Genomic DNA, 12,431 nt, shown 5'->3' with positions numbered 1-12,431 from the left:
GGATAGCCAAGGAGGTGCTGGGGTTGATTAAATCTTACGGGCTTCATTGGCACAACGACAGAGTGTTTTGGGGAAAACCACGCGTTGCCGGAACGCTCTTGGGGGCGGCAAGCAAAGGCAGAGCGGCAAGGAAGATAGATTTCCGGGACCAGCGAGGAATATACGCCCTATATGCGAACTACGAGCTGGTATATGTTGGCCAGACTGGGAGCGGTGACGACCGGCTTTTCAAGCGACTCAGAACTCACAATCGCGATCATTTATCAGAGCGTTGGAATAGATTTTCATGGTTTGGAACGCAGTGGGTAACGAAGCAAGGTGTTCTGTCGGCTGATACAAGCAGCCTTAAAGCTGATGTGGCCCAAGTGCTAAATATTTTAGAAGCGATTTCTACTGCAATTTCTGAACCGCGCTTAAACCTACAGCGCGGTAAGTGGAGCATGGCTAAGCAGTATTACCAATGTCGGCTCGAGGAAGATGAAGAGGACGAAGAGGACAAATAGCCCTCGCACGAGCGATAAACTGGATTATTACGTGCCGCCTCTCTCCGAGACGTAGAAAACAGTGACCCTGCGACAAGCCGCTTCAGCCGGTCGCAGCGTGGCGGATCCAGGCGAACAGTCACAGGAATAGTGCCGCCTCGGCGGGGTAGTGCAGCCCTGCCGGAAGCCTGGGAGCAGGCAGTCGAGCGATAAGGACTTCCGGTGAGCGGCATCGCGGATCCTCTGACAAGCAGACCCAGGTTTAAGTTTATTGCTTCTCGACACTGTGGGTCAGCGTGCAGAGGCAGAAAGCTTTCATCAAGCACCCTGCATTGTATCGCACTTCCTCCACATACCGCCGCGGACGCGGCGGTGCGGGGGCCGAGAGGCGTTGCCTCTTCTCTCCCCCCAAGCGGCTTCCACCCAGCTTCCTGCGCCGGCGCTGCGCTCTGGCTGCGTGCAGCCGGGCCCCTGCGAAGCCGCTTGTCCCCGTCCATCTCCACCGCTCGCGCGGCCCCGGGAAGCAGCGCGCCAGAAGGCGCTGCTTCGCAGCCAGGGGAAGACAGATGGACCAGACGATCACCGAGCGGGCCGACATCTACAAGCGGGTCACGGACAGCATCGTGGCATCAATCGAGGCCGGGGCCGGCGCGTGGCGGATGCCGTGGCACAGTGGTGCCGATGGGCTGGCACCGCGGCTACCGGTCAGCCTGGCGACAGGACGAACCTACCGAGGCGTCAACACCGTGGTGCTGTGGGCGTCGGGGCAGGCCAGATCGTATGGCAGTGCGGTGTGGGGGACATATCGGCAGTGGCAGGAGCGCGGCGCCCAGGTGCGCAAGGGCGAGCAGGCCAGTCCCGTGGTGTTCTGGAAGGCGATGGACCGTTCCGGAGCAGAGGCCGGCTCCGAGAAGCAGGAGGATGCTACCGGCAGCCGCCGGTTCGTCGCGCGAGGCTACAGCGTGTTCAACGCGGACCAGGTTGACGGCTTCGAGCCGGGAGCGCCGGTGCTGCTGCCCGAAACGCAGCGGATCGAGCGGGCCGAGCTGTTCTTCGACGGGGTTGGTGTGGTTGTCCGGCATGGCGGCAACCGGGCGTTCTACCGCCCGGTGCAGGACTGCATCCAGATGCCGCCGTTCGCGGCATTCGCGGACGCGCTGTCGTACTACGCGGTGCTGGCGCATGAGGTGACGCACTGGACGGCGCATGCGAGCCGGTGTGCGCGGGATCTTGGCAGCCGGTTTGGTGACGAGAGCTATGCCGCGGAGGAGCTGGTGGCCGAGCTTGGTGCGGCCTTCCTGTGTGCCGACCTCGGTCTGGCCGTCACGCCGCGGCCGGATCATGCGGCCTACGTGCAGAGCTGGCTGAAGGTGCTGCGCGGCGATAGCCGGGCAATCTTCACGGCCGCCGCCAAGGCGCAGGCTGCGGCGGACTACATCCACGGGCGGATCACACTCCGGCATCAAACAGAAACGGGTGAGGCCGTCGCGTAGGCTGCTTGACGCTTACGGCTTTCGAGCCATCGGGAGCCGCCAGATCTGCAATCAGTTCAGGCCGCAGCACGTCCTGGATGTCCAGCCCGAGCTGCAGCTCATCCAGCAGGAGACGCAGAGACTGCACGCCTCCCAGCCGTAGCCTGTTGCGCTGACACCTACTCCTCACGATGCAGCAGGTCGTTGCCGGTGACAGGCCGCAGGTTCAACTCGGACGGTGCTTTGAGGAGCAGCTCGGAAGTGATGGCCACACCTTGCGGGGCGGTGCAGGCGATCCAGACGCGCAGGCGGTAGAGGCCGGGCTGCAGCTCGGCGCCCAGGACGAGGGTGGCGTTGGCGTCGTTGCCAGCAGGATGGCTGATGAGGGTGGAGCGCTGGTCGAGGCTGCGGCCTTCCAGCCGGGCCTGCAGGAAGCAGCTCGGCGCGAAGTAGAACCCGGTCTTGAAATGGACCTCGAGGTCGGTGCCGATCTGGTAGCGCCCGGCTTCCCTGGCACGAAGCCAGCCCTGGATCTCCGCGCCAACCGGACCCGCGTAGCGCACGCCGCGGGTGCGGATGTCGGTAAGAGCGATCGGGCCGCCGGCATAGACGAAGCCGCCGACGTCATCGGCCGGCACCTCGGCCAGGCTGTTCGCATCTTTCGGCGCGGGACGGGCGACGACCAGGGCGCCGGGCTTGTAGGCGGCCGGGGGCGGTGCAGGCGGCTCGCCAGAAACAGGTGAGGCGCTCGAGGCGCCAGACGACACAGGGTGGCTCTGGACTCCCCCAGGGGGCGGTCGCTGGAGTTGATCAAGCCGTCGCAGGATCGCGTCGAGCTTGCTCTCGATCCGGTCGAGCTGGCTTTGGCTGGCCGGGGTCGGGGTAGCCGCTATCGTCTGCGCCCTGGAAGCCAGGGGCAAAGCAAGCAGGGCGGCTGACAGGAAGAGGACGCAGCGTGTCATCGGTGTCCCGGCGTGACGGTGCCAAAGCGGTCGTTGTCCAGCGTCGGCGCAACGGTGACGTCCCCCAGCGGATGGCCGGGCGCGATCTTCGGCACCGGATCGCTGGGGCCCTGCGCCGGAAGCGCAGCGCTTCCTCCGGCCGGACCCAACAGGGCCGGTGTTGCTGGAGAAACGTCCAGAGGTGGCAGCGTCCGATCCTGATGCGAGGCGCCGGGCCGCAGCAGGAAAACCGCCAGGGTGACGCCCATGCCGATGACGGCGCTGCGGAACAGCCTGTCCTGCCGCCAGGCCAGCGGTGCAGCCTGCGCCAGACGAGTGAGCAGGGCTTGCGCCTCGGCGAGCCGGATCATGCCGTCGTCGCCATGGCAGCGGCGGCATCGATGTCGGCTGCCGTGATCGTCACCAGATCCTCGGCGGTGCGGTCCGGCAGCCGCATCACCCGGCCGGCCTGCGCCTCGCGGGTGCGCTCCCACAGCGTGCGCATGGCGCGCCCGTTGCCGAAGGTCTCGGCGCGGGCGCGCAGCAGGGTGTCGCAGCCCTCCAGCAGCGCATCATCCGCCCCCGGCGTCAGCTGGAACCCGGAAGCAGCGACCAGCCGGCGATAGATCGAGGCCAGTTCGGGGGCGGTGTAGTCGGCGAAGTCGATGGTGCGGGTAAAGCGCGAGCGCAGGCCGGGATTGCTGTCCAGGAAGCGGCGCATCTCGCCGGTGTAGCCGGCGACCACGACGCAGAGCCGGCCGCGATGGTCCTCCATCAGCTTGAGCAGGGTGTCGATCGCCTCGCGGCCAAAGTCCGGGCCGCTGCCGCCGGTGCGTGCCAGGCTGTAGGCCTCGTCGATGAACAGCACGCCGTCGAGGGCCGCCTGCACGGTCTCGCGCATCAGGATCGCGGTGTGGCCGACATAGCCTGCGACCAGGACCGAGCGATCGGCTTCGACCAGGTGGCCGCGCCTGAGATAGCCGAGCCCGTGCAGGATCTCGCCCATCAGCCGGGCGACGGTGGTCTTGCCGGTGCCGGGATTGCCCAGGAACACGCAGTGCAGCGTTGGCGGCTCGCCCTTGTGGCCAAGCCGGGCGCGCTCGCGTTCGGCGGCGAGCACGTCGATCAGCTTGCGCACCTCGGTCTTGACGGAGGCGAGGCCGACCATGCCGTCCAGTTCCGCCAGGGCGCGATCCAGGGCGCGCGAATTGCGCGAGACTGGAACGCCAGCCGGATCAGGCGAGGTCTGATTCTGACGCTGTCGCGGCGCCGGTGGCCGGCTGGCGTTCGGCTGCTGCTCCAGTCTGCCAGAAGCTGTCAGCCAGAGGCGCCAGCCGGCGACGGCGGTGCAGAGCAGGAACAGGATGCCGGCATACTGGTTGAGCAGCGCCAGGACGAACCAGGCGCCCAGCAGCCCGCCCAGGATGCGCCAGAGCGGCCATCGCATCGTCAATCGGCTGCATCCTGGTCATCGCGGTGGAAGCGGTTGGCGCCGACGAGGGGCAGCCAGTCCGTCCGGCGGAACCAGATGGCGCGGCCGCAGCGCAGCGGCTTGCTGCCGCGCACCAGCACGAAGGCCTCGTCGCCGCGGGTATCCTGGATCAGCTCGTCGGGCTTGATCAGCGCGCGCTTGAGCTCGGAGCGGTTCTCCGAGCGTCCGGAGCTGCTCGATGCGATGCCGGAGCGGGCCTGGCTGCCCTGGTTGTCGCCGGTGCTGGTGGCGACGACGCCATACTCGCCGCACATCGCCGACAGCTCGCGCGCGGTGTCCGGATCCTGCACGGCGGCGAACAGCCGCCAGGAGGTGCTGTCATACCAGGCCTGCTTGCCCTCGCGGCCCCATTGCGCGACCAGCTGGCCGAGCGACTGGTAGAGCAGCAGCAGGGTGATGCCGTATTTGCGTCCGGCATCGCGGGCCTGCTCGATCAGCTGCATGTAGCCGAGCCGCGCCACCTCATCGAGCAGGAACAGGATCCGCCCGCGGACGCGTCCGTCGGCCTGGTAGGCGGCGTTGAGCAGGGCACCGACCAGCACGCGGCCGACGGCCGGGGTGGTCTGCAGCACGCTGAGCGGGATCTGCAGGAAGACGGTGGTGCGGCCGCGCGCGAGGTCGCCGGTGCGCAGGGCGGGCCCCGCGCCCTCGGCGCCGCCGGAGACCAGATCGGCATAGGCGCTGGTGGACAGCCAGCGCGCGTCGCGGTTGGCGTTGGCGTAGATGCCGGAGAAGGTCTCGGGCACGGCGCCCTTGAGGGTGCCGGCAAGATCGCGCGCCATCGCGGAGGCGGAGTTCTGGTGGATGCTGCCCAGCAGCGTGCGCATCTGGTCCTCCGGCGTGACCAGGCGGCGCTGCAGGGCGCGCAGCGTCTTGCGCTCCATCGGCAGGTCCGGGTCCCAGAGCAGGTCGGCGAGCAGACAGGCGACCAGATCCTGGCCGCTGCCCTTGAAGAACTCGCCGCTGCCGGAGGTGCCGGGCCGGATCTCGCCGGTGATCCAGCCGACGACGGCGGCGACGTGGCTCTCGGCCAGCGGGGAGGTAACGTCGATCCAGTCCAGCACGTTGAGGCCGGTGGTGCGGGCGGTGGCCGGATCCAGGGTGACGACGGTGTGCCCCATGGCCCGGTGGCGGTGCTCCGCCACCATCGGACCGATCTCCTGCGAGGGGTCGAGCACGACGGCGGAGCTGGTCCAGGTCAGCAGGGTGGGGATGCCGACCGAGGTGGTCTTGTACCCGCCGGAGCCGGCCAGCACGAGGGCGTGGGTGGGACCGGTGCGGCACGGGTCGACCAGCAGCGGCGCGGTGCCGCCGCGGCCCCAGCTGCCACGGTTGGCCGGATCGAAGGCGATACGGGCGACGCGGTCCTCGTCGACCCGGTAGGCCTCGCCGACGACGATGCCGCCATAGGTGGGATCCGGACCAGGGAACAGGCGCTGCGCGTCGCGCATGGACAGCCAGGCGGCGTGGCCGAAATTGTCGGAGCGCGCGCGCAGCAGCAGCGGTGCACCGCGACGGCCGACCGGGAACGGCCGGGTCAGGCCGCGCAGGCCCAGCACCACCATGCCGGTGCCGAACAGGGCCGCTGCCAGAAAGGAGGCGTTGGTGTCACGCAGCACGTCGTTGAAGGCGTAGCCCTGGCCGAGCAGGCTGGTCAGGCGCAGCGCCTCCGGCCGGACGGTGAGCACCGTGGCGATGGCCATGCCGGCGATGCCGCCGATCCCCATCAGGCGGCCGAGCAGCCGGGTGCGGTAGACGATGATGCCGGCGAGCATCAGCACAGCGGGGCCGCATAGCGAGGCGACGGGCCAGGCGCGCCAGAGCAGGTACTGGTTCCAGCTCATCTGCTGCGAGGTCAGGCCGCCGAGATGGGCGAAGCCGAGCAGGATGCTGTTGCGGTAGACGGCGTCGGTGATGTCCCAGACCCACCAGAACAGCCAGAGTGGCCAGAGCTGCAGGGCGATCCGCAGCCCGACCCGGACCAGGTCGTAGCCGGCGCGGTCGATCACTCGGCGGCTGCAGCGTTGGATGCGCCCGCAAGCCCGGTTGTGGCGCCGACGCGGCGGGCGCTGCCGCCGTGCGCCTTGGCAAGGGTGCTGGCATCGTCGAAGCGGGCGAGGCCCTCCCAGTGCCGCATCACCTTGCTGTAGCGAAAGCCGGCGCGGCGCAGCGTGGTGGTGGCGTCCTTGCTCAGCGGCCCGGTGAAGCTGAGCAGCACCGGCTCCTTGCCCTCGTCGCGGGCGCGGGCCTCGCGGTCGAAGGCGCGACCGCCGAGGGCGGCCCAGGTCTCGACCTGCGCTTTGTCGCTGGCGCCATCGCGCAGGGAGAGCAGGGCGCCGTAGAGGGCGTTGCTATCGAGCGCGAGCAGGCCGGTCTTTTCGACCAGCGCACCGGCCTCAACGAGGCGGCGGGTGCGCTGCTTGCGCTCGTCGAGCTTCAGCCTGGCCTCGGCCTCGGCGAGCCGGGCGCGGGACTGCTCATGCGCGCGCAGGCGCTCGGCAAGGGTGCGGGCCATGGCGTGATCTCCTCCGGTGTCCTGTCGCGATACCGGTCGTCAGCCGCCCGCTATGCGGCGACTGAATCATCTCCGGAGATCAGACGACAGCTGCGGAGGAAGCTTTTGCGTGGAATTGACAGTGCTGTTGCACACTGAAACGAAGGCGCCGCTACTGCGCGAGCCGACCAACCCACGCGGCCAACGCATCCAGAAGGACGGTCATCGCCTGCATGTCGGTTGTTCCGGATCGCGCCGGGACATGGAAACTATGGTCGGCATGCTCGATGACGATCAGGGTCGCCCGCTTGCCCAGACCATGCGTGACCTGGGTCAGAAGCGGCGGGCTGGCCAATTTGTCCCGGCCACCCTGCAGGAACAGCATGGGAATTGCGACGTGGCTCAAATGGTCCGCGCGGGTCGATGCGGGCTTTCCTTGGGGATGAAGCGGGAACCCAAGGAAGATCAGGCCACGGATTCCGGGTAACGGGGTCGCTGCCTGCGCCTGTGAGGTCATGCGGCCGCCGAACGACTTGCCGCCGGCAAACAAGGGAATGCCGGGCATCAGCCCTGCCGCGCCTTCTACGGCAGCCTGGACAGCTCCCTGGGCCACCGCGGGACGGTCTGGCCGCTTTGTGCCAGCCTCCATGTACGGGAACTGGTAACGCAGCGTGGCAACGTGACGGTCGGCGAGACCGTCGGCGACCGAGTTCATGAACGGGTGCTGCATGCCAGCGCCCGCGCCATGTGCCAGCACGTAGCAGGCGATGGGTTGCGCTGGCTTGTGCAGAAGCCCGGACACGCTTTGCTGGTCATCAAGCGCGATACGGGTCGACTGAACTGACACGGAGTTGGGATTACTCTTTGTCCTCGCCGGAATGCGCTTCTGGGCTTTCGAGCTCACTCTCGGCTTCCGCTTCCATCGGCTCTGGAGTGCGAGAGCTGCCGGACTTTCTACCGCGTGCCGCCCGCTTCGACTTCGGCTCAGCCGCGACTTCCTGATTCCGGGTTGCCTGTGTGCGAGCCGGTGCATCCTTGCGGATCGCTGCTCTCTCGAGGTTTGCGACCTGTGCTTCCAACGTCTCGATCCGAGCCGCTGCTTCCTTGGCGACACGTCCGGCTTCCCGGTTCTTGGTCCGGAGCGTTGCGTTGGCGCGCTCGAGTTTGTCCACCTGGGTACGCAGCTCATCCTTTGTGACCATGGGGGGACGTGAAACGGCTGCGTTACGCTTAGGCGCGGTGACCTTCTGCTTTGGTGGCGCGGTCTTTCTTGCGGACATCGTCTCGGGTTGAGCCGTCGCCTTGACCTTGTTCTTCGACCCGGGAGGGCGTCCTGGGGGACGCTTGGTTGTGACCATCTGAGTTGCGCGTGTCGCTTTGGCTGTGCGTGCCATTATTCTTAATCCTCGACGGTTGGGGAGGCCGGTTAGCCGGCGAGGGCGTCTTTGAGCTGCTTTGCTGGTGCAAAGCCGATCTTACGAGATGCGGCGATTTCGATGACCTCACCTGTAGCGGGATTTCGTCCCTGACGCGCCGGCATCTCCTTGACTTTGAACTTTCTGAATCCTGAGAGACTAACCTCTTCGCCCTTTGCAGCGGCGTCAGAAATTCCAGCGAGCACTGCTTCGACGACTGACTTCGCGAGCGGCTTATTTAAGCCTGTCTTGGTTGCCACATGGTCGATGAGGTCGGCTGTCTTCATGAGACTGTTCCTGCTCGGTATTGGGCGGAGGAAAAGCACACGTCTCAAGGCTTGTCACCTGTTCGGGCTGGATCATCGTCCGATCAGAGGCGGTTTGAAACGGCGAGACTCGAGGGGGTGGGAGTGGGCAACGAACGATTGACGGTTGGGGGGTCGACCTCATCCGTGTTGGTGCGCAGCGTCGCTGGTGCACCCGGTTTCTGTGACGACAAATTTTGACCAAGGGACGGGCGTGGTCGTGGTTGAGCAGCTTAACCACCGCGCAGCGGGTTCTGCTCCCGGAGTGAGCTGGAAGCGAATGAAGTGGGTCAGACGCAATATGCGTTGCTGCGCAACGCTGCTTGAAGGCAGCCAGAAACCTGCGCTAGCCTTCCAGCACGCCATGGCTATCGCCTTCGCCCGTGCCCGCTACCTGTCCCGCGCATCCGGCGGCAATGCCGTGCGCTCGGCAGCCTACAACGCCCGCGAGGCAATCACGGCTGAGCGGACCGGCGAGCTGTTCCACTTCCGCCATCGCGATGCCCCCGAGCACCACGAAGTGCTGCTGCCTGAGGGCACCGATGCCCGACTCGCTGACAACGCGACGCTGTGGAACGCTGCCGAGGCCGCCGAGCGTCGCAAGGACGCTCAAGTCGCCCGTGAGATCGTGCTGGCACTTCCTGCTGACCGGGTGCTCTCGACCGAGGACCGGATCGAGCTGGCCCGCTCATTCGCCCAGGAGCATTTTGTCTCGAAGGGGCTAGCGGTGCAGCTCGACGTGCACGCGCCGCATAAGGATCGCGGGGAAGGCGAGGGCGTCTGGACCGAGGGTACAGGTGGGGATCATACCAACTGGCATGCCCACCTGCTGATTACCACGCGGCGGATCGAGGGGGACCGGCTTGCCGCTAAGAAGGCGCGCGACCTGGACCCTGAGGTGCGCCGGGCCGGCACTCGTACCCTAGTGACGGATGCCGAGGCGTGGGGTGAGACGTGGCGGGCGCATCAGGATCGCTACTTCGCGGAGCACGGCATCGAGCTGCGGGTGGACGCGACGGCGGCGCACCCGGGCGAGCACATCGGCCCGGTGCGGATGCGCAAGGTGGACAGCCCGGCGGTCGAGCGTGCGGAGGCGCTGCGCACGGCGAACGAGGCGGCCGCGCGGGACCCAGAGCAGGTGCTGGCAGCGCTGACACGGAACAATGCCACCTTCACCGAGCGGGAGCTGGATCGCTACCTCGCCAAGCATCTCGGCGCCGGTCCGGACGGGACGCCTGACGCGGGGCAGGCCCAGGACATTGCCGCTGCCAAGGTGGCGGTGCTGGGGCACAAGGATGTGCTGGTGCTGCACGACCGCGAGACCGGCGAGGCGGCCGGGCGGTTCAGCACCCGCACAGTGCGCGAGCAGGAGCGCGTGGCACTAGCCGATGGGGCGGCCGTGGCCGGGGCACGGCACCACCAGGGCGTGAAAGCCCGACACCAGGATACGGCGCTGCGATCGCGCACGCTACGGGAGGATCAGCGCGCCGCGTTCGAGCACGCGGTCGAGGGTGGCGGGCTGAAGCTGATCGAGGGCCGGGCCGGCACGGGCAAGAGCTACACGCTGGCAGCGGTGCGCGGGGCGCACGAGGCGGCCGGCTACCGTGTCGTGGGATTGGCTCCGACTAACGCGGTGGCGCAGGATCTGAAAGAGGACGGCTTCACCGAGGCGGGCACGGTCCACGCGGCGCTGTTCGGAATCAAGAACGGGCGCACGAGCTGGGACCGGCGCACTGTAGTGGTCGTCGACGAGGCGGCGATGCTGGACAGCCGGGTGAGCGGCGAGGTGCTGGCAGAGGCCAAGCGTGCCGGCGCCAAGGTGATCCTGTCCGGCGACGACCGGCAATTGGCCAGCATCGAGCGCGGCGGGTTGTTCACCGAGCTGCGCAAGCAGCACGGCGCGGCCGAGATCACCGAGGTGACGCGGCAGAAGGTGGACTGGCAGCGCGAGGCGGCGCGCGACCTGGCAGAGGGCCGGTTCGACAGCGCGGTGGCTGCGTATGACAGGCACGGGGCGATCACCTGGACCGGAAACGGGGAGGCGGCGCGCGCGGCGCTGGTCGAGCGCTGGAAGGCGGACACGCTGGCCGATCCGCAAGCGAGCCGGTTCGTGTTCGCCTACACCAACGCCGACGTGTCGCGGATCAACGCCGACCTGCGCCAGGTGCGGCGCGAGCGCGGCGAGCTGGGCAGCCCGGACGTGCGGCTCGAGACGAAGCATGGCGCGGCAGACTTCGCGGTCGGGGACCGGGTGCAGTTCACCGACACCGACAAGAAGCGGCACATCTACAACGGCAACGCCGGGGTGATCACCGGCATTGACGCGCGCACCGGGCAGGTCACGGCACGGCTGGACGCCGCGGCCGGTGCGGCGGGCCGGGAGGTCACGTGGGCGGCGGCGGAGTTCGAGGGGTTCCGGCACGGCTATGCGGGGACGATCTACAAGGGCCAGGGCAAGACACTGGACCACACGTATCTGCTGCACACGCACCACTGGCGGGCAGCGGCGAGCTACGTGGCGCTGACCCGGCAGCGCGAGAGCGCGCAGGTGTTCGTGGCCGAGGACACGGCGCGGGATGCCCACCAGCTCGCGCGGCAGATGGGGCGCGGCGAGGTGCGGGCCGCGTCCGTCGCATGGGCGACAGTGGACGAGTTGAGGCCGGAGCTACGACCGCGCGACGAGGAGAAGCAGAAGGCGGCGGAGCCTGTGCGCCGGGATCAGGCGCCTAACGCACCGCTCAGCGAGCGCGAGCAGGTCCGCGCGTTCTGGGACCGGACGGCAGCAGCCGGTGTTGCCGCCAGGACAGGGACGCCTGCTCGTGTGCAGGCACAGGCGGGGCAGGACACGCCGGGTGCAGGCGAGGGATGGCTCATCCCGCCGCGCGTGTCCCCGGACGGCAGGGACAGCCTCGGGCGCGGCACCAGTGCCGGCGAGATCGCGGCCGTGGTGGCGGCCGACAAGGCGGTGCAGCGCGAGCGCGAGGCGCGCTGGAGCTACCTGCAAGGTGCCTACCGTGATCCGCATGCAGCCCGGGCAGCGCTGGACGAGCTGGTCAAGAGCCAAGGGTGGACAAGTGCCGCCGCCCGGACTGCGGCCGACCCTTTCCAGCTTGGGGAGCTGCGCGGCAAGGAGGGGTTCTTTGCTGGGATGAAGGCCCGTGCGGAACGCGAGGCGGCGCAGCGCGCGGCTGGCGCGATCGGGCCGAGCCTGGAGCGGATCGGCGAGGACGAGGCCAGAGCGGAGCGGACCTACCGCACAGGCGTGGACGCCCAGCGTGCGGCGGACGCGACCGGCATCCCGCGCCTGTCCACCGCGGCCGAGGCGGCGATCGGCGTCGTGGCCGCGGCACCGGACGAGAAGGCGCGGGCAGGGACGTGGTGGGCCGTGCAGGCGGATGAGCGTGTCGCCAGCGAGCTGCGGACCTTTAGCGCCGCCGTGGAGCAGCGGTTTGGTGAGGAGGGCGTGCGCGCCATGCTGCGGGCGGACGGGCGGGCAGGCGCCGTCACAGCGGGATCGATCACGCCGGAGCAGCGGCCGGAGCTGGACCAAGTGGCTGAGTTAACCTCGGCCTTGAAGGCTGGGGAGCGGGCTGGTGCAGCATCGGCTCAGCGTCAGGCCGAGAGCGAACGGCAAGGGCAGCGTCGAGGGCTGAGGATGTAGGGCAGCCCGAGAGAACAGCGAGAGCCGGTTACTTGGCGCAGCGCTCAGGGAGACGCACCAGCTCCGCCGTGTCGCTACTTTTCGATACCTGCGACTTTGCCGCCCAAGCCGTGCTTGCGTCATCGGACATTGGACGTGGGCGTTTACTACTAGCTTGCTCCATGCACAA

General features: G+C 68.0%; 11 protein-coding genes. 3 read left to right on the top strand and 8 right to left on the bottom strand.

The window, feature by feature from the left end; translation table 11 throughout:
* Positions 1–14 precede the first annotated feature (14 nt).
* The gene (locus tag FE263_RS20795; RefSeq protein ID WP_138327966.1) at positions 15–503 is read left to right on the top strand and encodes a GIY-YIG nuclease family protein; all 489 of its coding nucleotides are present in this window, start codon (positions 15–17) and stop codon (positions 501–503) included.
* Positions 504–1,048: 545 nt separating this feature from the next.
* Entirely contained in the window at positions 1,049–1,975 is a 927-nt protein-coding gene (locus tag FE263_RS20790; protein WP_138327965.1) for an ArdC family protein, read from the top strand.
* 158 nt (positions 1,976–2,133) lie between these two features.
* Here the strand turns inward: FE263_RS20790 and FE263_RS20785 are convergent, their stop codons facing one another.
* The 8 genes from FE263_RS20785 to FE263_RS20750 all read right to left on the bottom strand — a co-directional run bounded on the left by FE263_RS20785 (position 2,134) and on the right by FE263_RS20750 (position 8,583).
* Positions 2,134–2,916 carry a hypothetical protein gene (locus tag FE263_RS20785; protein ID WP_138327964.1) on the bottom strand — a complete coding sequence of 261 codons (783 nt, stop codon included), beginning with the start codon at positions 2,914–2,916 and terminating at the stop codon, positions 2,134–2,136.
* Entirely contained in the window at positions 2,913–3,266 is a 354-nt protein-coding gene (locus tag FE263_RS20780; RefSeq protein ID WP_138327963.1) for a hypothetical protein, read from the bottom strand. The genes FE263_RS20785 and FE263_RS20780 overlap by 4 nt, the downstream gene beginning before the upstream one ends.
* The gene (locus FE263_RS20775) at positions 3,263–4,342 is read right to left on the bottom strand and encodes an AAA family ATPase (protein ID WP_138328014.1); all 1,080 of its coding nucleotides are present in this window, start codon (positions 4,340–4,342) and stop codon (positions 3,263–3,265) included. Before FE263_RS20775 ends, FE263_RS20780 begins: the two co-directional genes overlap by 4 nt.
* Before the next feature lie 2 nt (positions 4,343–4,344).
* A complete protein-coding gene (locus FE263_RS20770; RefSeq protein WP_138327962.1) occupies positions 4,345–6,396 on the bottom strand; it encodes a type IV secretory system conjugative DNA transfer family protein in 2,052 nt (683 codons plus the stop codon).
* Positions 6,393–6,902 (bottom strand): conjugal transfer protein TraD, encoded by a 510-nt coding sequence (locus FE263_RS20765; protein ID WP_138327961.1) that lies wholly within the window; start codon positions 6,900–6,902, stop codon positions 6,393–6,395. The genes FE263_RS20770 and FE263_RS20765 overlap by 4 nt, the downstream gene beginning before the upstream one ends.
* Before the next feature lie 151 nt (positions 6,903–7,053).
* Complete coding sequence (locus FE263_RS20760; RefSeq protein WP_205880484.1) at positions 7,054–7,785, bottom strand: alpha/beta hydrolase family protein; 732 nt, start codon at positions 7,783–7,785, stop codon at positions 7,054–7,056.
* Entirely contained in the window at positions 7,739–8,275 is a 537-nt protein-coding gene (locus FE263_RS20755; RefSeq protein ID WP_138327960.1) for a hypothetical protein, read from the bottom strand. The genes FE263_RS20760 and FE263_RS20755 overlap by 47 nt, the downstream gene beginning before the upstream one ends.
* Before the next feature lie 32 nt (positions 8,276–8,307).
* Complete coding sequence (locus tag FE263_RS20750) at positions 8,308–8,583, bottom strand: HU family DNA-binding protein (RefSeq protein WP_138327959.1); 276 nt, start codon at positions 8,581–8,583, stop codon at positions 8,308–8,310.
* 298 nt (positions 8,584–8,881) lie between these two features.
* Between FE263_RS20750 and FE263_RS20745 the strand changes: the two genes are divergently transcribed.
* On the top strand, positions 8,882–12,262 hold the full coding sequence (locus tag FE263_RS20745; RefSeq protein WP_205880483.1) for an AAA family ATPase: 3,381 nt from the start codon (positions 8,882–8,884) through the stop codon (positions 12,260–12,262).
* Positions 12,263–12,431 lie beyond the last annotated feature (169 nt).

It is taken from the genome of Lichenicoccus roseus (assembly GCF_005844085.1).
In the GTDB taxonomy this organism is placed as follows: domain Bacteria; phylum Pseudomonadota; class Alphaproteobacteria; order Acetobacterales; family Acetobacteraceae; genus Lichenicoccus; species Lichenicoccus roseus.
Note: the sequence above shows the minus strand (reverse complement) of the source record. Positions and strands in the feature narration are given on the sequence as shown.

Coding starts and splice junctions, on each gene's coding strand:
- FE263_RS20765 (WP_138327961.1), bottom strand. CDS start 6,902: ATGGCCCGCACCCTTGCCGAGCGCCTGCGCGCGCATGAGCAGTCCCGC.
- FE263_RS20780 (WP_138327963.1), bottom strand. CDS start 3,266: ATGATCCGGCTCGCCGAGGCGCAAGCCCTGCTCACTCGTCTGGCGCAG.
- FE263_RS20790 (WP_138327965.1), top strand. CDS start 1,049: ATGGACCAGACGATCACCGAGCGGGCCGACATCTACAAGCGGGTCACG.
- FE263_RS20755 (WP_138327960.1), bottom strand. CDS start 8,275: ATGGCACGCACAGCCAAAGCGACACGCGCAACTCAGATGGTCACAACC.
- FE263_RS20750 (WP_138327959.1), bottom strand. CDS start 8,583: ATGAAGACAGCCGACCTCATCGACCATGTGGCAACCAAGACAGGCTTA.
- FE263_RS20775 (WP_138328014.1), bottom strand. CDS start 4,342: ATGCGATGGCCGCTCTGGCGCATCCTGGGCGGGCTGCTGGGCGCCTGG.
- FE263_RS20745 (WP_205880483.1), top strand. CDS start 8,882: ATGAAGTGGGTCAGACGCAATATGCGTTGCTGCGCAACGCTGCTTGAA.
- FE263_RS20785 (WP_138327964.1), bottom strand. CDS start 2,916: ATGACACGCTGCGTCCTCTTCCTGTCAGCCGCCCTGCTTGCTTTGCCC.